This is a genomic window from Phocaeicola abscessus CCUG 55929, assembly GCF_000312445.1.
GTDB classification, from domain to species: Bacteria; Bacteroidota; Bacteroidia; order Bacteroidales; family Bacteroidaceae; genus Phocaeicola; species Phocaeicola abscessus.
Map to the genome: position 1 here is coordinate 763,047 of NZ_HE997182.1, position 20,212 is coordinate 783,258.

Annotated in this window: 14 protein-coding genes and 1 tRNA gene; 5 read left to right on the forward strand and 10 right to left on the reverse strand. The window is 45.9% G+C overall.

The features are described from left to right. Window positions 1–18 precede the first annotated feature (18 nt). The 3 genes from BN102_RS03080 to BN102_RS03090 form a co-directional block, all read right to left on the reverse strand. Complete coding sequence (locus BN102_RS03080; RefSeq protein WP_021312190.1) at window positions 19–783, reverse strand: glucosamine-6-phosphate deaminase; 765 nt, start codon at window positions 781–783, stop codon at window positions 19–21. Beyond that, window positions 773–1,981, reverse strand: a complete 1,209-nt coding sequence (gene nagA / locus BN102_RS03085; RefSeq protein ID WP_019207611.1) for an N-acetylglucosamine-6-phosphate deacetylase — start codon at window positions 1,979–1,981, stop codon at window positions 773–775. The genes BN102_RS03080 and nagA overlap by 11 nt, the downstream gene beginning before the upstream one ends. Before the next feature lie 239 nt (window positions 1,982–2,220). Next, window positions 2,221–3,378, reverse strand: a complete 1,158-nt coding sequence (locus BN102_RS03090; protein WP_019207612.1) for a XylR family transcriptional regulator — start codon at window positions 3,376–3,378, stop codon at window positions 2,221–2,223. Window positions 3,379–3,656: 278 nt separating this feature from the next. On the opposite strand from BN102_RS03090, the gene BN102_RS03095 reads away from it, so the two are divergent. The 4 genes from BN102_RS03095 to BN102_RS03110 all read left to right on the forward strand — a co-directional run bounded on the left by BN102_RS03095 (window position 3,657) and on the right by BN102_RS03110 (window position 8,053). After that, a complete protein-coding gene (locus BN102_RS03095) occupies window positions 3,657–5,000 on the forward strand; it encodes a Gfo/Idh/MocA family protein (RefSeq protein ID WP_019207613.1) in 1,344 nt (447 codons plus the stop codon). 40 nt (window positions 5,001–5,040) lie between these two features. After that, window positions 5,041–6,375 (forward strand): sugar MFS transporter, encoded by a 1,335-nt coding sequence (locus BN102_RS03100; RefSeq protein WP_019207614.1) that lies wholly within the window; start codon window positions 5,041–5,043, stop codon window positions 6,373–6,375. 134 nt (window positions 6,376–6,509) lie between these two features. Continuing rightward, window positions 6,510–7,781, forward strand: coding sequence for a Gfo/Idh/MocA family protein (locus tag BN102_RS03105; RefSeq protein WP_019207615.1), 1,272 nt, complete (start codon window positions 6,510–6,512; stop codon window positions 7,779–7,781). Window positions 7,782–7,789: 8 nt separating this feature from the next. After that, complete coding sequence (locus tag BN102_RS03110) at window positions 7,790–8,053, forward strand: hypothetical protein (protein ID WP_021312167.1); 264 nt, start codon at window positions 7,790–7,792, stop codon at window positions 8,051–8,053. Between the two features lie 323 nt (window positions 8,054–8,376). Here BN102_RS03110 and BN102_RS03115 read toward each other — a convergent pair whose 3' ends face one another. From BN102_RS03115 to BN102_RS03125, 3 genes are all read right to left on the reverse strand, one after another. Beyond that, complete coding sequence (locus tag BN102_RS03115) at window positions 8,377–9,165, reverse strand: nucleotidyl transferase AbiEii/AbiGii toxin family protein (RefSeq protein ID WP_019207617.1); 789 nt, start codon at window positions 9,163–9,165, stop codon at window positions 8,377–8,379. Then, window positions 9,162–9,779: a type IV toxin-antitoxin system AbiEi family antitoxin domain-containing protein gene (locus tag BN102_RS03120; RefSeq protein ID WP_019207618.1), complete on the reverse strand. Its 618-nt coding sequence runs from the start codon at window positions 9,777–9,779 to the stop codon at window positions 9,162–9,164. Before BN102_RS03120 ends, BN102_RS03115 begins: the two co-directional genes overlap by 4 nt. A gap of 731 nt (window positions 9,780–10,510) precedes the next feature. Continuing rightward, window positions 10,511–10,583: transfer RNA gene (locus BN102_RS03125), tRNA-Phe, on the reverse strand. Between the two features lie 339 nt (window positions 10,584–10,922). Here BN102_RS03125 and BN102_RS03130 point away from each other — a divergent pair. Next, complete coding sequence (locus tag BN102_RS03130; protein ID WP_019207619.1) at window positions 10,923–11,411, forward strand: hypothetical protein; 489 nt, start codon at window positions 10,923–10,925, stop codon at window positions 11,409–11,411. A gap of 545 nt (window positions 11,412–11,956) precedes the next feature. Here the strand turns inward: BN102_RS03130 and BN102_RS03135 are convergent. The 4 genes from BN102_RS03135 to BN102_RS03155 form a co-directional block, all read right to left on the reverse strand. Continuing rightward, the gene (locus BN102_RS03135; RefSeq protein ID WP_019207620.1) at window positions 11,957–13,153 is read right to left on the reverse strand and encodes a glycoside hydrolase family 27 protein; all 1,197 of its coding nucleotides are present in this window, start codon (window positions 13,151–13,153) and stop codon (window positions 11,957–11,959) included. A gap of 10 nt (window positions 13,154–13,163) precedes the next feature. Then, window positions 13,164–14,903: a DUF4091 domain-containing protein gene (locus BN102_RS03140; protein WP_051007703.1), complete on the reverse strand. Its 1,740-nt coding sequence runs from the start codon at window positions 14,901–14,903 to the stop codon at window positions 13,164–13,166. 367 nt (window positions 14,904–15,270) lie between these two features. Beyond that, on the reverse strand, window positions 15,271–16,869 hold the full coding sequence (locus BN102_RS03150; RefSeq protein ID WP_019207623.1) for a RagB/SusD family nutrient uptake outer membrane protein: 1,599 nt from the start codon (window positions 16,867–16,869) through the stop codon (window positions 15,271–15,273). Window positions 16,870–16,933: 64 nt separating this feature from the next. Then, complete coding sequence (locus tag BN102_RS03155; RefSeq protein WP_019207624.1) at window positions 16,934–19,894, reverse strand: SusC/RagA family TonB-linked outer membrane protein; 2,961 nt, start codon at window positions 19,892–19,894, stop codon at window positions 16,934–16,936. Window positions 19,895–20,212: the final 318 nt, after the last annotated feature.

The window sequence follows — 20,212 nt, forward strand, 5'->3', positions numbered from 1 at the left end:
AATATGCGAATTTTATAATTATTGTTTCAGATGTAATAGTGCAGCACTCTCGCGGTCGATGTAGAGGAAGGCATGTTCTTTCGTGCGCAATACGGAGGCGGGACAGGTTTCGGAGATTTCGCCTTGGAGCGTTCGGTATACGGCTTCCGCTTTCGTTTTGTAAGGCACGATGCAGAACATGTATTGCCCTTGCATGAGCGCGGGGATGGTCAGGGTGAGTGCCTGCGTGGGCACATCCTCGATCTTGGCGAAGCATTTGTCGTCGACTTGCTGTTTCCGACAGATGTGATCCAAGGTGACTGCCTTGATATCCTCCTGGTCATTGAAATGAGCCACATGAGGGTCGTTAAAAGCGATATGTCCGTTTTCGCCGATACCCAGGCAAACGATGTGCGGAGGATATTTCTTCAGCAGTTCGGCATAGCGTTTGCATTCCTCGTCTATCGGTTTATTTCCGTCCAGATAATATACGTTTTTGAAGGGCACCACACCGAAGATGGCTTTTTTCAAAAAATTGCCGAAGCGTTGCGGAGCATCTTCTTTCAGGTCGATATATTCGTCCATGTGAAAGGTATTGATGCGTTTCCATTCTATCTCTTTGTGCTCGATCAGTGCTTTGAGAAACTCGGATTGCGACGGTGCCGCCGCGAAGATCATGTTGATGGTCTCGTGCTTTTTCAATAACATTCCAATTCGGTTTGCCACGTCGTTGGCAGCCTCGATGGCCATTTCTTTTGTCGTGTCGAATGCTTTGACTACCAATTTGTCCTTCTTAAATGTCATCATCTTTCTTTTTTTTATGGTATATAACTTTTCCCTTCACTACGGTTGTTTGTATCGTGATATTCGTGTCGAAAACGATGATATCGGCATCCTTTCCTACTTCTATGGTACCTTTCGTACGATCGACGCCGAGTATCCTCGCCGGGTTCTCCGTCATCATCCGAACGGCTTCGACTATCGGCAACCCTGCCATGTCGACCATCGTACGTACTAAGCGGTCGGCCGTGGCCACGCTTCCGGCAAAGGCGGAACGATCGGGCAGCTTGGCCACGCCATCTTCGACAATCACCTTTTGTCCGTTATTCAAACTGCCTAAATGGTATTCTCCGTCGGGCATGCCTGCCGCACGCATGGAATCGGTACACAAGGCGATTAAACGGTGAGGTTTGAACTTACATACGAACTGGAGCAGCGCTTGAGGGAGATGAATACCGTCGGCGATAATTTCGACGCTCATGTCATCGATCATGTAAGCCGCTTCGAGCGCGCCGGCATAGCGATAAGCCTGACGGCGAGTTACCGTAGACATGCAGGAATACAGATGAGTGACATGGGTGTATCCGTGTTTGCGAGCTGCTACCACTTCTTCGTAAAGGGCGTCGGTGTGTCCTATCGAAGCCAGGATTCCTTCGGATTTCAATACGTCGCCTAACTCCAATGCCCCGGGCAATTCTGGAGCGACGCTCCAACGGATAAGGTGGTGATGGCTTTTTTTTAGAATCTCGTTGTATTCCTCCGGCTTCGGATTTCTTAAGTATTTCGGATCTTGAGCGCCGCGTTGTTGGTATGAAAAGTAGGGACCTTCGAGGTGGATGCCTAAGAGGTCGGCACCTTCGGTATTAATCGCTTTGGCTTGTTCGTAAACGGCAAACGTCTTTATCAGTTCTTCGGTCGTACTTGTTAAAGTTGTCGGGACCAGGCTTGTTGTTCCGTATTCGGCATGTTTCTTCGCGATGCCCAAGTAGGCCTCGACCGTGTTGTCCATGAAGTCGTAACCTCCTGCGCCGTGCGTGTGCATATCGATGAAGCCCGGAGATACGTAGTGGTTGTTTGCTTCAATGACGATATCCGTCTCCGTCCGTCCCTCGTACCGTCCTTCTCCGATTTCCGAGATGATTCCGTTCTCCGAAACAATATAGCCCTTCTCTACGATTTGGCCGGGGAGGATAAGCTTACCGTTTTCTATTATTGTTTTCATCTGGATTATAAGATTAATTTACTATTCCGTACCGATTTGTAGTGCAAATCTATATTATTTTGGCATTCGGTAAAGAATATAATGCGAATGAAAGTTGTCATAAGACGTCAAAATACGGCTAAGTTTTGTTAAAATGTGAGCGGGTTACGTCCCTGTTCGAACGAGGTTTGGCTTTCTCGTCTCATCGAAGTTTGTCGAGCCTTGCTGTCTGCGAACCGGCAGGTCATGCGAGGGAAAGGTTATTGTTTCTTGTGAAGCTTTCTATATTCCGCCGGCGACATGGATTTGTACTTGCGGAAGATGCGCGATACGTTTTTGTAATCGTCGAATCCTACTTGGATGGCTATGTCCGGTAAATAGAGATCGGTGGTCAGGAGCAGTTTGGTGAAACGACTTATTCTGAAATTCAGGATGTATTGATAAATGGATGTCCCGACTAAATTCTTGAATTTTTTTTCGAGAACACGGCGCGAAAGGGGCACCATGTCGACCAAATCGGGAACGGAGATCTTGTTGTTGTAATTCTGATAGATGTAATCCATGAGAATTTTGATATGAGGATCGGTCACGGCATATTTGTCGGTCGATGCCCTTTCTTCGATGTATAGGGGATTGATCACGATGTCGGGTATTTCTCCGATTTCCTTTTTGATATAGCGGTCTAACAGTTTTGCGGTCTGGTAGCCTCCGTTCTCCACGTCGAGCGTGATGGACGACAAGGGCGGAGTAGAGAGGTTGCATATCAGTAGATCGTTGTCTACGCCTAATATGGCGATATCGTCGGGCACGGAAATATTGAATATGTTGCATGTTTCGGCAATCTGTTGGGCGTAATAGTCGTCGCAAGCGAATAATGCCACCGGCTTGGGGAGCGACTGCAGCCATTGCGCGATGATTTCCGTGTTGTAAATCCATTCGTTCGTATCGCCGCGGTTATTGTTTTCCAGCAGATGGCAGGTAAGGCCCTTCTTTTCGATCCGTTCCTTGAAGCCCAATCCTCTTTCGCGCGACCATATCACATTCTCGTAACCGTAAAAAGCGAAGTGCTGATAGCCTTTTTCTAGATAGAAATCGGCTGCCATAACGCCGGTGCCGTAATAATCGCCCGTCAGATTGGAGATGTAACTGTTTCTTTTATGATAATTTTGAACGATAATCGGAATGTTCAGCTCGCGGAGTAATTCTATATTTACGTCTCTCAGCTGAGCGATGATGGCGTCGGCATGCCATTTCTTCGCAAAATCTATGACGCCTGTCTCGCCGTTGATCATCATGTAGTATAAGGGCATTCGGATGAATGTCCACGGCCCGACTTCTCTGGAATATCGAATCATCCCTTCCAACATAAGTCGGCTATAGCTACTTGCGAAATCTGTCAGCACCAGAATTTTAAACATGCATGTTGTGTTTGAGAAACAAATACTTCCATGCAAAGATACGGGATAATTTATAAAACCTGTTTTATTTTGAAATAAATAACATAAAAGATTAGGGTTACGGTGCCGAGGATGGATCATGCCGAGGGAACGTGTATTAAATAAGGTAAATCGGTGTTCGGATGTTTCATTAAAATATATGGTTGACGTTTTTTGAGAATTTAATAGCGTCATTTGGGTAAGTGGGAAATAAAAATGAGGTTATTTTTGTCTAATCTGAATGATTAATAAAAAAGTTGATGACAACAAGGCGCGATTTCATAAAGAAAGCATTCTTCGGGACGACGGCTCTCTCGTTAGCTCCTACTGCCTTTACCGGTTTGAGCGCGAGGGGTTATTCACACGTCATGGGCTCGAATGATAGGATCCGGGTGGCTGCTATCGGCGTTCATGCTCGTGGTGCGGCACTTGCTGCGAATTTCGTGAAGCAGAGGGGATGTGTGATCACATACGTTTGCGATGTCGATAAACGTGCCGCTGCCAAGTGCGCGGCCGCTGTCGAGCAGCTCCAAGGAACACGTCCTATAGTGGTTACGGACTTCAGGAAAGCGTTGGAGTCGAAGGACGTCGATGCGGTATTTGTAGCGACTCCCGACCATTGGCATGCCTTGGCTTCGCTGTTGGCTATGCAAGCCGGCAAGGAGGTCTATTCGGAAAAACCTGCCAGTTATTGTCCTTCCGAAGGCGAGATCTTGATAGAGGCCGTTAAGAAATATGGCAGAGTATACCAGATCGGTACCCAAAGACGTTCGTGGCCGAACGTGATAGAAGGCATTCGGGCGGTTAAAGAGGGAGCTATCGGTAACGTACATTTCGGTAAGGCGTGGTACACGAATAATCGTCCTCCTATCGGTATCGGAAAGGAAACGGAAGTGCCGGCATGGTTGGATTGGAATCTTTGGCAAGGTCCGGCTCCCCGCCGCGCATTCAAGGATAATATCGTCCATTATAATTGGCATTGGTTCTGGCATTGGGGAACAGGGGAGGCGTTGAATAACGGAACCCACATGATCGATCTGCTTCGCTGGGGGATGGATTTGGATTACCCTACGATGGTTAACGCCGTGGGCGGACGTTATTTCGGAAATGACGATTGGGAAACTCCCGACACACAGGTTATCAACTTCGATTATGACGGCAAGAAATCGCTGTCGTACGAAGGACGCAGCTGCAACGGCAAAATGGTCGAAGGCAACAGTGTAGGCGTTATGTTCTTCGGCGACAAGGGCAGCTTGTTGATTGCGGGCAATAACGGTTATTCCATTTTCGACATGGATAATCAGGTCGTCAAGCAGCAGTACGGTAAAATCTCGATCGATCCGCGCAATCTGATGAATCCGGCAGAAGCGTTGGATGCTATTCATATCAATAATTTCTTCGATGCTATCAGAAAGGGCACAGCCTTGTGTGCCGACGTGAAGACCGGTCATGTCAGTACGCTGCTGATGCAGCTGGGGAATATCTCGACACGCCTTGGACGTACCCTGTATATCGATCCTTTAAACGGCCATATCCTTCATGACGAAGAGGCTAATGCGTACTGGACGCGTGAATATCAACCCGGTTTTGAAATGAAATTGTAAATGAACACAGTGGAAAGAACCTTTAATTTGACAAACGATCATGGAGCAGCTTGAGGAAAAGCGATTGAGTAAACGGGATATGGCTATGGCGATCGTTATAGTGGGCGTCATGTTTTTTATCTTCGGGTTGGTTTCATGGGTAAATTCGATTTTGATCCCGTATTTCAAGATTGCTTGTGAGTTGACTCATTTCCAGTCTTATTTCGTCGCATTTGCTTTTTACATAGCCTACCTCTGCTTGTCGGTTCCTTCCGGTTTGGTCATCAATAAGATCGGATATAAACGGAGTATCATGTACGGGTTTATCTGCATGGCTGTAGGCGCTGCTCTTTTCATTCCTGCAGCGCTTACTCGTACCTACGGATTATTCCTCTCCGGATTGTTTGTAATCGGCGCCGGACTGACAATGCTGCAATCGGCTGCCAATCCTTATATAACGATTTTGGGCCCGATAGAGAGCGCTGCCAAACGAATCAGTGCCATGGGGATATGTAATAAGCTGGCGGGGATACTCTCTCCACTGATTTTCGCTGCGGTTATTTTAAAGGTGACCGATGGGGACTTGTTTGCCTTGCTCGAAGGAGGAACGCTGGACGAAGTTTCGAAAAACATGATGTTGGATGACCTGATACGTCGGGTCATTCTTCCGTATTCGGCCTTAGCTGTGATCTTGCTTTCGTTCGGTATCTTTATTCGATATTCCGTTCTCCCGGAGATCGACCCGACGAAGAATAACAAGGAAGAGGATACAGGCAATTATCACCGGACCTCCATCTTTCAGTTTCCCTATCTGATCTTGGGCGCTCTGGCCATTTTTGTTCATGTGGGGACGCAAATCGTGGCCATCGATACGATTATCAGTTACGCCGGTTCGATGGGGATAAACCTGCTTGAAGCCAAAGCTTTTCCTTCGTATACCATGGGTTTTACGATTATCGGTTATTTGATTGGCATGGTGCTCATACCGAAATATTTATCGCAGAGCAGAATGTTGCAGATCTGTTGTATCACCGGCCTGCTCTTGTCGCTCGGGGTGTTGTTCGTCGATCGGCATGTGACCTTCTTGGGGCATACGGCGAGTCTGTCAATCTGGTTTCTGTGTTCATTGGGTTTGCCTAACGCCTTGATCTATGCGGGAATTTGGCCTTTGTCCATTCACGGCTTGGGCCGGTTTACCAAAATCGGATCTACTTTACTGGTCATGGGCTTATGCGGTAATGCCATCATGCCTATATTATATGGCTATTTTGCCGATATGATGGGCTTGCAGAAAGCGTATTGGTTATTGATACCCTGTTATCTTTATTTGATTTTCTTTGCTTTGTATGGGCACAAAGTTCAATCGTGGTCTTTTAAGCGGACAGAAAGAGCTTGATTCGATGAAAGATGCGGGAAAAAGTTCTTTTATTTGTCTGGAGATAATAATTAGAGTTTGGTAAAATGTATAAACCTGTTTTATAGAATGCAATGAATGTTCAGAATTTATCAAGAAGAGACTTCCTTAAGCAAATGGGAATAGTAGGAGGAAGCGGGCTGATTTTGTCTTCCCTGCCTTTGTTTCACTCTTTTGCCGAAAGTCTGTCGGAAGAAGCCAAAGGCGGTAAGGCCAAATTAGCGTTGATCGGTACGGGGTCGCGAGGAATGTACCACGTGAATAACCTGTTGCAGATCCCCCAGGCAGAGGTGGTAGCTATTTGCGATATTTATCAGCCGCATCTGGATAATGCGGCCAAGGTTTTCCCTAAGGCCAAGCAGTACAAAAATTATATGGATGCGATCAATGACCCTCAGGTCGATGGCGTATTGATTTCCACTCCTCTTTACCTGCATGCCCCTATTTCGTTGGCGGCGCTTCGCGCCGGCAAGCATGCTTTTTGCGAGAAGGCGATGGCTCGGACGATCGAACAGTGCAAAGAGATGTACGAAACTTACAAAGAAACCGGAAAAGTGCTTTACATCGGCTTGCAACGGCTGTTCGATCCGAAGTATCTCAAAGGCATCGAATTGATCGATCAGGGCGTGTTGGGCGAGATCGTGGATATCCGTAATTTCTGGTATCGAAATAACGATTGGCGGAGGCCTGTTCCCGAACCTTCTTTGGAAAAGCTGATCAATTGGCGGCTGTATAAAGAATATTCAGGCGGTTTGATGACCGAATTGGCGGCTCACCAACTTCAACTCGGAACGTGGGTATATAAATCTCTTCCCGATTACATCGCGGGTTTCGGAGATAATATCTTCTGGAAAGACGGCCGCGAGGTGTACGATAGCGTAAGCGTCATATACCATTATCCGAATGGGTTGCGTATGACGTTCGAGTCGATCATCTCGAACAAGCATTACGGAATGGACGAGGAAGTCCTTGGTCATAAAGCTACGCTCGAGCTGGCGAAAGGCTTGCTTTATATGGAGGATATAGCACCCGCTCCCGGCATTCAACAGTTGATCAATCAAATCGAGCATAAGATCTTCGACCACGTTTCGTTCGCAGGGCCGAGTTGGGTTCCCGAGACCGCTTCCAACACGAAAGGGAAACCTATTATGGACAATTTGCAGGTTCATGACGGTTCGAATACGACCGGTGCCTCCGTGGACGACGGCTCTAAAGGATTGGTCGAGGCGTATTGCAATGCCGTCATTACCGGTAAGCCGATGCCGATGCTAGTCGAGGAAGCCTATTATTCCGGCTTGTTGGCATTGTTGGGCAATCAGGCGATGGAAGAACGGCGGGTGATAGAATTCCCACAAGATTACAGAATACCTTATCAAAATATTAAATGACAGAAATTATGAAAGATATACATATAAAGCTGACGGTGAAGAGGCAAAAGACGGAAATCCTTATATGGATTGTTTGTTTTATCATTGCATTCGGTTTGAATGTGTACTCCATTATATCTTTTGGTACGCAGTGGAAGGAGCTTTATACCCAATTGTTGTGGGTATTTAGCCTGAGCGTGCTGTTCTATGGTATTCTCCTTTTCTTTCGATTGATTTATGCCGGCGTACGTGCCTTGTTCCGTAAAAGTAATACGCCTTCGAGGAAAAGATGACTGTTGTTTTCGATGGAGAGGGGTAGACAACGGTATGGTACCGTTGTCTGCCATTGGTTTAGCGCGTACCCCAACATCAAATTTTCATTGACATTCTGTGAATTAACATGATTGTTAGTGCAAAGGTAAGAAAGAATATTGAAATCAACCTATTGTTTGGCTGAAAAATTGGGATAATTAATCTTTTTATTTCTACTATGCAGTAAAAATAGTGCATAACAGAAATAGAAAGGAATTTTTATGGCGGTAAAATTTACGGCTGTTTAATTTGCCTTTCTACTGTTCCGAAGCCATCAGTTCCGAAACGCACATTTTGCATCGAACTATTCTGTAAGTGAATCTACAAATTCCCCAAACCTCAAAATCTTCTCGCTATTCGCTTTATTGAAAAGTAGGTGCTCAAAATCCTTTTGCTTTTTCTTCAAATCGACTGTCTTTAGCAATTCGGCTGTCGCTTGCTTGAATTCTTGCAAATTATGTACTCCGCAACGTTTTGAAAGAAAATCGTAATCGGGTTTTTCCTGCGCCAATAAAAATATCAGGTCGTAAAAATCACGTCCTTTAGCACGGGATAACATGGCCGCAATTTTCATGCTGCACAATACACCATCGGAAGGAACGGGAAACGGGAAAAAGAATCCGCAGCCTTTGATATTGGTAATAATCGGAGGATAAACGATTCCTTGGTCTTGGCTTTCAACCTTTATCAAAAAACGTTCTTCCTTGTGTCCGCTCAACCCCAAATCGAATAGTAGTTCAGGGAAATGGATATTCCGCCTAAAAGCTGTTAGTTTCGGATTATCCTTATCCTTTGCTTCCACCCTCAACCCTGAACGCTCTAAAAACTGGATTACGCCGTTTGTCATTTCAATAAACTCGTCTTTCGACAAGTCTTTACAGTCGAAATCCAAATCTTCAGAAAACCGGTCTATACCCTTTACCAGACGCAAGTTTGTTCCACCAATAAAAGCCATCTTTTGGATGCTTGGCGTAGAAGAAAGGTAATCCAGAATCATCAACTGCAAATACTCTTTCAGGATGTGCTTATTGAACCCCGAATTTCCACGGATTTGAGCCGGAAAATAATTCTTTATCTGTTCAATCTGTATCATAAATCGTAAGTTTTAAGAAGTAACTTTACCCGATGGTCAAGCGCCTTGCTTTGAAACTTGTCGCAGTAGTCCATCAGTAAATCCTTGTTTAAATCATCATGCAGGTAATCTTCATCCAAACGCAACTCTTCCAATTCCTGTTCGCTATCATAGAACGGATAAAGATACAGTAAATCAAGTAATGCCTTCTCAGGTGTGGCAAACTGTATAGTGCGACTGTCTGCCATTGGCTTTAAGTCGTACCCGAATAGCAGATTTTCTTTGACATTCTTATATGAGTATTCGCCGAAGTCATTGGCGAATGATGCTGTTTTCAGGGTTGTCACACTGGTAATCTGCACCACCGCTTCCGGTATCATCCCGTAAAACGACAATGTCGTATGCAGGCTGATATAAGACGGGCGATAAATCCGGTTGGCAAAATAAAGGGAATAATCCGGCTTGCTCTTATATTCCGAGAAAGCAAAATAGCCCTGTCGTAACCGGATAAGATACCCTTTCTTCGCCCAACGAGTAAGGTTGTTCCGGTCAAAATCCGGTTGCCATGCATATACCTGATAGATATTGAAGCATGCCAAATCGAAGAATTGATTCTTAAATTCCAGAAAAGTCATTTCTTTATTTTGTTTCTATTATACTGCAAATATAGTGCATTTTAGAAATAAAACAAAATATCGGGATAAGTTAGGGGTATTCTTGTCCTGCCAATAAGACGGAAATAGACTGTTTTTGTTTTGTCGATAAGACAAAAAAGACTTCTTCTAAAGAAATCAAACCAATCAAACACAAGTAGAACTCCAAAAGATAATATGTCGAACAACTTAGCTAAACGATAGTATTACAAATAATTATCATCCTGTCTTTCTTATTCTTAGAAAAAGGTTATCTTTACAGCGTATTCGTTCTTTGAAAGATAGGAGTGGAAGAAGGTTTAATTCTATCCGATTGATACTACCAAACTAAAGTGATTATATCACAACCGCAAGGTTTCTGTGGGAAGTACATCTGCCAACTGTCCCGCAATGGTAATTCTCAACATGATGGGTGTTTCACCCGATTTCACTGTTTTCGTTTTTCTAACGAAAAAAAGCACATTAAATGTCTGTCTCATACTCTAAAAATAATGGGTTAAAGATACTCCAACCGCATAGAATAACGAGCATTTAATAACAAGACAACCAGTGACTTACAGTGCTATTTGTGGCCATTTTTTTTCGCGACCCCCAAATGACCACGAATTAGGTCGGCGCAACTGCCTGATGGGGCTCAAAGTGGAATTCCTCAGAAAAGAAAAATCCCTGAATTTCAAAAGAAGTTCAGGGATTTACGTTTATTTCTTAAAAAGTGGTGCCTCCAGGAGTTGAACCGGGGACACATGGATTTTCAGTCCATTGCTCTACCACCTGAGCTAAGGCACCTCTTTACTCGATTGCCCTGCAAAGATAGACAAAATATTTAGTTCTGCAAACGCTGTATAAAGAAAATTGCCGAATGTTTTCATAAATCCATCTGTCCTCCTGCGGTACGGCCGGCACATTTTTTGGGGGGAAACGACGATTTTTTTCTCCGAAAAATTTGGAGAAATCGAAAAGATGTATTATACTTGCACTCAGACGCAAAATGATAGACTGGAATGATTAAGCTAAAATTGAATAACGTATATTGTATAGTTGGCCGACCGCCGTTGCTTTGCGTTTGCAGAGCGGGGCGGGCGGTTTTTATTTTTCTTTTTTATAAACCGTTTAAATTTTTAAGACATGGCAACCATCCAAAATCTCAATCGCGTGCACATCAGCGAAGAAGCGCACACGAAGGTAGCGGAAGCTATCGCTAAGCTCGAAACGGAGCTGACTCCCTTCCTCGTAAACCTCTCGCCCGCAGAACGGCGGAAGTACGGCAGCATCAACGAACAGAACAAGCTCTTCGTCAACAAGACGTACGACTATGCGCAAAACCAGTCGGCGCTGTGTTCGTCGGACGTGGACTGGGCCGAGTTCGTGTTAGACTATTCCGACCGCGCCCGGATAGAAAGCTATTTGGCTAAACTCAACAAATTGGTGGATGGGCTGATCAGCGCCAAGACGCTGGCCGATTTTGACAACTTCCAAGCTGCATTGGACGATTATGCCTACACGGGCTACAAGATCCAGACGGGCACGCAGGGCTTTGCAGCCAAGTACCGCGACCTGAAGCAGTTTTTCATCCGCTCGACGGTGAATCCCCCTTCGCCGTCCGTCTCTGAATAAATGATCGGATGCTAAATGCAAGGTTCCGAACCCCGCCGACGAGGTTGAAAATACCTCCGGCGGGGTTCAATTTGTTGTCGTTGAGGTTAGATAACCTCAAATTCGACGTTCCGAACCCCGTCGGATACGTTGGGGAACCTGTCCGTCGACGTCCCGGATCCCGCCGGATACGTTGGATAACCTCAAATTCGACGTTCCGAACCCCGTCGGATACGTTGGGGAACCTGTCCGTTGAGGTTGTACAACCTCAAATTTGACGTTCGGGACGTATCCCGATAGGTCGTACAACCTATCCGACGGGATAAACAACCTCGCCGGCGGGGTTCCGGACGTATCCGGCCACGTTATGGAACGTATCCGACTACGTTGTGTAACGTATCCGACTACGTTGTGTAACGTATCCGACTACGTTGTGTAACGTATCCGACTACGTTGTGTGACGTATCCGACTACGTTGTGTGACGTATCCAGACACGTTATAGAACGTATCCGACTACGTTGCGTGACGTATCCGGCCACGAGGGGAGAAAGAGATTCGTGGGCGATCAGTCGATCGGTTTGATTCTCAGGAGGACGACGTCTTCGGCAGGCACGTTTATGGTAAGTTTGTTTTCGGTCGTTCCGATATCCCGCTTTTCCCAGATATTTCTGATCGAATAGATTCTCTGCTTTACGCCGACTCTCGCTTGAAACAGCTCGTGCCAGTTTACTTCCTGCTTTTGCGGGATCAGTCCTCTGTTCAAAAAGCAGACGGCCCATTCTCCTCCGGCAAGAGGTTTTATCCACGTTTCCAGGTCTCTGACTTTCATGTATCTGAAAGCGGGTATTCCGGCTGCATCCTGATCGATGGCGATCACTTCCTTTTCCGTCAGGATCTTCAAGGTCTGTGCGTCCGTCTCTCTCAAGTCATTTCCCGCCATAAGCGGTGCGGCTAACATGGCCCACATGGAAAAGTGCGCTCTGTTTTGACTTTCCGTCAATCCGTTTCCTACTTGGAGCATTTCCGCATCCATCCAGAATCCGGGTTTGACGTAATGTCTGTACTGGTTGGTCTCGTCCAGGATTTGGAGCACGCCGAGTTTGAACCAATTCCCGTATCCTTTCAGGCAATCGAAGCAACTCATGATATCCGAGGACATTCGCCACATGTGTACGGCCTTTTCCGCCCACGTCCAGGGTTCTCCGAAGGGGCTCACGCTCAGGACGACGGGTCGTCCCGCTTCTTTCAGGGCTTTGCTGATCGTTTGGATAGCTCCTTTCGGGTGGCAGTCGTTCGGAGAACATCCGTCATATTTGAGAAAATCCACGCCCCATCGGGCGAACTGGATGGCATCCTGGTATTCCCGTCCTCCGGATCCCGATCTTCCCTGACAGGTTTTCTCACCGATGCTCGAGTATAGGCCGAACTTCAGTCCTTTCGAATGAATATAGTCCGCCAAGGCTTTCATACCGGAAGGGAATGTGTTCGGATTGGGCTGGATGAAGCCCAGGCTGTCTCGTTCCCCTTGCCAGCAATCGTCGATGACGACGTACTCGTACCCGGCCTCCTTCATGCCGTTCGAGGCCATCGCGTCGGCTATTTCTCTGACGATGTGTTCGTTTATGTCACAATTGAATTTATTCCAGCTGTTCCATCCCATCGGCGGCGTGCGGGCTATCTGTTCAAATTTCTGAGCGTTGATTTCGCTGCCTCCCCACAGAGAGGCCAAGCTTAAAACGCAGGCTAACATGTTTTTATTCATATTCGTACTGTTATGGGGTCGTTCTGTTTTTACTCAATAGTTCGAGCATTTTTTCTCTGACGGCTCTGAAGTGGGATACGCTGCTATCGTATTCGTCGAAGCCTTGTATGATGGCGTTTACATATTCCTTCGCCTTGGCCGGATGCTGTTGTTCCACCATTTTCAATAACTGGTAATCGTCGATGCCGTCTCGCATCGCTTCGAAGCGGATGGAAGTGTACAGCTTGCGGTATCCGGGGTATATGATGCAGTTGTCTCCTGCTGGCAGTTTCCCCCGGTCTCTGGAGGCATCGGCGTGCAGCTGGTCTTTGACCCAATAATTGAGTCCCCAGTGCAGGTAACCGGGAATCGCGTATTTATAGTTGAGCCAGTGCAGGTAGCGGGTCTGACAGAGCGGAAGTTCTATGAATCTGTTCGCGTAATTGCCTCTGGGGGCGACACAGGTGTAGAACCAGATCTCTTTCCCTTTCGTTTTCAATTCTTTGTAAAAGTCGAAATCTTTGTGAAGGATATTGAGCTGGGGAATCCAGATATCGATCGCTCCGGCCAACTCCTTCGAGGTCAATACGGCATCCATCACCTTCACTCCCGGCAAAAACTCGTGGATATAATTGCTGATGGTCACATAGGAAGGAGCGTTTTTAGCCGTGGGCTCGTCTGCGATGTGCTGGATGTACTTACTCAACCATCCCTTTTGTTCCAGGTGTTTTTTGAACGCAGGCATGAATTGGGTGATGAAATTTTTCGCTCTTTCGTCTGTTACGGGCAATAAGGTGAACCGGATTCCGTTTTCTACGCTTTGAGGATTGGGCGATGTGCGCAGTTTGCGCGTCTCTTCGTTATCGGGGAGAGGCACTTCCACGAAGAACGGTTCGTTCCATGCGCCCGATCTCCAGGCCAAATGCCCTCCTTCTATTTTCTCCAGCCCCCCTACGGTGTCGTAGATTTCCACTTCTTTGTCGAATCGGCTGAAATCGAACGTGTATTTCCCGTTATGATACGTATACAACGTATGCCAGATAGGGTATATGCGGTATACGTTTTGTCGGTGCGCCGCCATCGTCTGGGCATGTATCCGGATCAACTCCCAATACAAGGGGGAATAGAGCTCTACGGGATTGCCGTGATTCAAGTACGCGAGGGTTTCGGGACTGAAATGAGCCGACCAGTTCGTCACATACAGGGGCGATTTGCCTAAGGTAACGGGGTAAACCCGAATGTAGAAATCTTTATGCCAGGTTTCTTTCTTTTTCCCTACTTCTCCCGTAATCTTTACCGTTCCTTTGTATAACCCGGGAACAGTGAATGCATCCGTAGGGACGGAGATCCATAAGGGCTGCACTTCGCCGGCTTCTATCGAAAAGGCGGAATCGGGGAGAATGGGATCGGGGAAATAGCCCGATGCCGATCGGATAATGTCGTTCGAGGGCGGATCGTAAGAGCGTCCCACGCGCACGTAGCCTACCCAGCCGGTCGTCGCTCTTTCCAATTTGGAGCGATCGGACGACAGGTCGGTGACGACAGCCCGCATATTTCTGATTTCGGCGAACCCTTTCACCACTATTTGTACACTGGCCACTTCTCCTTTGGCTATCCTGATCGTGTCCGGATCGTCCCTGAAATAAGTTCTTTCTTTGAGGACTTTGATGAGCGGATCTACCTGATAAAGACCGGCATGTTTCTCCTGACCGAACAGGTAAGGCAGAGACAGGATAAACAAAAGAGCGAATAAGCTTAATTTTTTAATCATAATCATTTATATTTTAGTAAACAATCGACGTATCCCCGTCTTCGTGCTCGCATGCAACGGAACCGACTGTCTCCATCCGGACGATTCGTTCCGATCCGCAAATTCTTTCTCTCGACGCGGAAAGGGTCGTTTCGCAACCTTCGCCGCGATTGTCCGCTCGTCCTTTCGGTATCGGAATGCGGTTTGATCGGGCGAAGACGATAAGTGCGTTTCATCGTGCACCGTACAAAGGTAATGGAAAATGCCCGCCGGAAAAGTTCGTTTTTACGAAATCGCATCCTCATAAACCGTTAATCTTTAATAAGAGGCGCCTCCGGTGCGCAGATCCGGTTCCCCGTCGTCGATATCGACCAGTATAGCTATAGAGTTAATAACCAGGGTTTTGAGTGAGGCCCGGTTCGACTTTCAAGCTGTTTTCGTGGAATGGCCAAAGATAATTGAATGATTTGAATGATCTGTCTTCAACCTTCAGGGTTACCCTTTTGCCATCGACGATCTGAGTATGCCCCTCTGCCGGTTTGTTGAGAACGTCTTCCCCAATCTTCCAGCGAATGATGTCGTCATAACGTTGTCCTTCCGCTGCGAGTTCTATCCTCCTTTCATTGCGAATCAGGTCGATCCACTGTGGTTGAGTGTAAGAACTGTATTCCGGGAGGGTAACATCTGCATAGTCCATGTCGAGGCCGGCACGTCTGCGAATGTCGTTGATGCAGTTCTTGGTGAGATCGTCCACTTGATTGAGCATGATCTTTGCTTCTGCATAAGTGAGCAATACCTCGGCATACCGTAGCAAGGGAAAATCCATATTTCCTCCACTTTTAAACGCATCGGTTTCATCGACGAATTTACGGAACCAGTAGCCAGTGCGGCTGGCGCGCAGACTTTGATAGAACATGGGTGAATTTTCGTTATAGATGTCTATCTGTTCGCCATAGAACATGTCGCCATGGCCCATGATCGAGACACTGTAACGTGGGTCCCGGTTGAGAGAGGGGGTCAGCTCGTATTCTTCCTTGCTGTGCAGCGGACATTTGTCGATGGGTCTTCCCTGCTTTGTCCAATAGGCATCGACTAACGCTTTTGTAGGAACACAATAAGATTGTCCCTGTCCTGTCCTATATTGAGGTCCCAGGTGCTGGAATGACTGGGTTGCCCCGTTACCATGGCTGGCCAGGTCGAACCACATGATAAACTCATTATTGGTGGATGCCGCTTTATAGCTGAAGAGGTCGGCATATACAGGATATAATGAATATTTTTTTGTGTCGATAATCTCTTTTGCCAATCTGGCCGCGAGTTCATAACGTTCGTTATAGAGGGCATACCTCATGGTCAGTGCTTTGAAAGAATAGCGGTTGAACATATACTTGTCCGACGTGTATTCGTCCGGCGGCAATTTTGCGGCAATTTCTTCGGCCAGCGGAAACAGCGTATCGAGAATTTTTTCTTTGGATGTGGCCGGCTGACGTGCGGTTTCCAAATCGGCAGGTTCCAGCACAAAAGGCACGTTGCCCCATCTCATGGTTAGCCGGAAATAGTGCCATACGCGTAGAGCTTCGAGCACTCCTTTGTATTTTTGACGAACGCTTTCATCTTCTACATAAGGTACGTTCGCATGGGCGATAAACGTGTTTAGACGACCGAGATGTTTCATATACAACTCATAATAGTATAGAAAATCAGAAGTATTGCTATTAAAGTTCCCATTCGCAATCCTTTGGTGATGGTCGCCTTCAATTCGGCTGTATGCATTGTCCGACTTTCCTTCATCCATATAGAAGATGATTCCGCGAGAGGTGGGATTCGTGAAAACGTCGAGATAACTACTGTAAACGACACGACGCAAATCTTCTTCGTCGTTGAAGAATTCGACAAACGTGGTGGCCGTAGGATCTCTTTTGTCCAGAAAATCGCTACAGCTGCTCAGTGCAAATAATATCAGTAAAGTGTATATCGTTTTTTTCATGGTTGTACAATTTTAATATTTAAATTTCATCATACTTTTTATTCTTGGGCTTTCTGCCGTAACATCAGAATAGCGTTACTTGTATACCGATACTGTAGGAAGCCATTCTGGGATAAGCGCCATTTCCTCCATCTCTTTCCGGTTCCAGACCTTCCCATTTTGTAAAGGTTAGGAAATCTTCGGCATTGAGGTAAATACGCATATTTCTGAAATGCTTCCCGAGTTTAGGAATAGAGTATCCCAGTTGCATGGTTTTGATACGGAAGAAGGAGGCATCGCTAAGCCATACATCGCTTAAATAAGTGTTGGTACTGGTTCCGGTCCATACGCGCGGAAAACGACTGTTGGGAGTTTCAGGAGTCCAGCGGTTGTCGGCGTAGTACTGACGGGGTGCTCCCAGATTGTTGCTTCCTCCGTCAACGTAAACCGGGTAACCTTCCTGACCGCCCAGTCGTCCGACTCTTTTGCCAACTCCTTGTCCCAACATGCTGAAATCCCACTGTTTGTAACGCATGTCAAGACTTATGGAGTAATTGTAATGTGGTGCCGGATCTCCCAGGAACACCCGGTCTGCGTCGTTGAGTATACCATCTCCATTCTGATCCACGTATTTTATATCACCCGGGAGTGTATTGGGGAATTTGGCATCCGTAGCCTCTATTTCTGCTTTGTTCTGGAAATAACCGTTGGTCTTATATCCATAGTAATTATCAATAGGGATGCCTTTGTACCATATTTTGTCGTTGGTGCCTTTAAAAATCAGCGTGTCGCTCGCATTGTATCCGGCTTTCAATACCTGGTTTTTATTGTTGAAGATCATGCCTCCGATACTATAAGAGAAATCACCGATATTATCGGACCATTTAGCCGAAACCTCCCAGCCCTTATTTTCCACTTCGCCGATGTTTACCGATGAGGTCAGATAATATGATCCCGTCAGGGGAGGTACAGGAAAATCGGAATAAATCAGATCGTAAGAATGTTTCTTATAGACATCTGCCGTTAATGACAATCGGTTTTGCCATAGAGAAAGGTCAAGACCGAAATTCCACTGTTTTTGTTTTTCCCAAGTGAAATCAGGATTAGGCACGCGCATTGTCCATCCCCAGGTGTTTACAATTTCCTGCCATAAATAAGGATTTACATTTTCATTACCAATTTTTCCCCAAGACACTCTCAGTTTCATGTTGGTGATCGCTCCGGAATTTTTGAGGGAACTTATGAATTTTTCATTATGAATGTTCCAGCCAAATGAAGCTGAAGGGAAAATGCCCCATTGACGTCCGGGGGCAAATTTGCTGCTTCCGTCCGAACGGAAAGTTGCTTCGAGAAGATAGCGGTCGTCGAACGAATAATTGACTTTAGTGAAAAACGATGCTTTTGTAATTTCCCTGTAATCGGTAAAGACATATGACATGGCTTCTGCACCGGCCACCGCATAGATTTTGTCTTTGTCGTTACGGATATTTTTTTCGAAATTGAGCAAACCTCTTCCTGTCAACTGACTTTGACTGACGTTTTGTTGCGAACCGATATCATTACCCCATGTCGTGACTGGCTTGCCGTCGCCGTCGTAAAACTTATAAGTCAATCTTTTCCATTTACTGGCCGATTTGTCGATCATATAGGACACGTTTCCTTCGAAGTTCAGATAATCGGTGATATAATAGCGCGGGCGCAAGTTTATGGTACTTTTATCATACATATAATTCCATGTTCCGCCACGATTGATGAAAGCTACCGGATTCAAATCGTTGTGCAGCATATAGTGTTCGGGAATGGTGTCATTATAGAAAACAGCCTGGGTGGGATTCATTCTCCATGCAATTTGGTATAGGCCGTGTCCGTCGTTGTTTCGCCGAAGACGGTCAACTTTCAGACGGTGCGCATAAAAATCGGCAAGAAGAATGAATCGGTCGGCAATATTAATGTTCGTATTGAACCGAACGCTGAATTTGTCCGAACCTTCGATTTTATTTAATCCATTCTCTTTTATGTAATTGAGCATTAAGTTGAAGGTACCCACTCCGCCGCCGCCTGATATACTGACAGAAGTATTGTGCGAGGTGGAGGTACGTTCCATGATTTCCTTTATCCAGTCGGTGTTTGGAGTAAGACCTTGCTCGGCCTTCGAGATATCGTCCTCGGTATAGAGGAGCGGTTGACTTTGTAAGGAAAGTGCCTCGTTCCGCAGGCGCATGAAATCAGCTGAATTTACAAAATCAGGCAAATGGAGTGGTTGATATACGGCAAACCAACTGTTTACATTTACTGAAAATTGGCTGGCATTTCCCCTGTGGGTTTCGACTACGATTACGCCGTTGGCGCCTCTTGAACCGTACATGGATGCGGCAGCGGCATCTTTTAATATGCTGATGCTTTTGATTTGATTAGGATCGACATCGGTTAATGGCTGTTCCATACCATCGATGATAACCAGTGGCTCGGCATTCTGTAACGTACTGATTCCGCGAATGGATATACTGCCTGGTACAGATCCTGGCAAGTTACTCCCTTTTAGCATGGTTACGCCGGGAACGGTACCTGAAAAGACGTCTTGTAATTTGATGATCGGACGGCTGATGTTTTTTCCCATATCTACCGATTCGATGGAGGATGCCAAATGTTTTCTTTCGATGGAATTATATCCCGTCACCACTACTTCGTCCAGTCTTACGTCGTTTTCAAGCAGTACGACATCTATTTGGGTCTTCCCTTCGGTGGATATTTCGTAGTCGCGGAATCCCATATAGCTGAATATGAGGGTGACATTTCCCGATACATTCAGTTCATAGATTCCGTTTTCATCGGTAATGGTACCTATGTTGGTACCTTTTACAAGTACCGTGACAAACGGAAGAGCCCCTCCCTCCAAATCTGTTACAGTACCATAAACACGCTTTTGTTGCTGTGCAACGTTCGATTCAGAAGTCGCAAGGATCGTACCAGTGTGATTGTTGGCTCTTACTTTCTCACAAAAAATCAATATTGTGGAAAGCAGCATAAACATGAGGATTCTTTTCATAATACACCTTTAAAAATATTATATTGTTCGTGATACTATTTTTTCTTTAATGCCCATATATAGTTATGGGTTAGATTTAAGATAATTACAATTTTAAAGGTAATTTTTTATTTGTGCAAACTTTTTAAGTTAAAAAACAACATAACAATTTTATTTAATTTTTATTTCCCTTCCTCCAATAATATCGCCTCGATTTGTTGATTTTTAATGCAATGCCCACATTTCAGATGCAGGCACCCGTTCCTTCAAAGGTCACCCGAGGAGTGTAGGTTTTGCCCAGATACGTGGTTGTACCAGCCTGACAAGAATAGCTGAGTA

Bases quoted from the DNA above. Each gene is read 5' to 3' on its own strand.
- BN102_RS03120 (WP_019207618.1), bottom strand. From the start codon at position 9,779: ATGACTTTTCTGGAATTTAAGAATCAATTCTTCGATTTGGCATGCTTC.
- BN102_RS03115 (WP_019207617.1), bottom strand. From the start codon at position 9,165: ATGATACAGATTGAACAGATAAAGAATTATTTTCCGGCTCAAATCCGT.
- BN102_RS03095 (WP_019207613.1), top strand. From the start codon at position 3,657: ATGACAACAAGGCGCGATTTCATAAAGAAAGCATTCTTCGGGACGACG.
- BN102_RS03130 (WP_019207619.1), top strand. From the start codon at position 10,923: ATGGCAACCATCCAAAATCTCAATCGCGTGCACATCAGCGAAGAAGCG.
- BN102_RS03105 (WP_019207615.1), top strand. From the start codon at position 6,510: ATGGGAATAGTAGGAGGAAGCGGGCTGATTTTGTCTTCCCTGCCTTTG.
- BN102_RS03090 (WP_019207612.1), bottom strand. From the start codon at position 3,378: ATGTTTAAAATTCTGGTGCTGACAGATTTCGCAAGTAGCTATAGCCGA.
- BN102_RS03140 (WP_051007703.1), bottom strand. From the start codon at position 14,903: ATGATTAAAAAATTAAGCTTATTCGCTCTTTTGTTTATCCTGTCTCTG.
- nagA (WP_019207611.1), bottom strand. From the start codon at position 1,981: ATGAAAACAATAATAGAAAACGGTAAGCTTATCCTCCCCGGCCAAATC.
- BN102_RS03135 (WP_019207620.1), bottom strand. From the start codon at position 13,153: ATGAATAAAAACATGTTAGCCTGCGTTTTAAGCTTGGCCTCTCTGTGG.
- BN102_RS03155 (WP_019207624.1), bottom strand. From the start codon at position 19,894: ATGAAAAGAATCCTCATGTTTATGCTGCTTTCCACAATATTGATTTTT.
- BN102_RS03080 (WP_021312190.1), bottom strand. From the start codon at position 783: ATGACATTTAAGAAGGACAAATTGGTAGTCAAAGCATTCGACACGACA.
- BN102_RS03100 (WP_019207614.1), top strand. From the start codon at position 5,041: ATGGAGCAGCTTGAGGAAAAGCGATTGAGTAAACGGGATATGGCTATG.
- BN102_RS03150 (WP_019207623.1), bottom strand. From the start codon at position 16,869: ATGAAAAAAACGATATACACTTTACTGATATTATTTGCACTGAGCAGC.
- BN102_RS03110 (WP_021312167.1), top strand. From the start codon at position 7,790: ATGAAAGATATACATATAAAGCTGACGGTGAAGAGGCAAAAGACGGAA.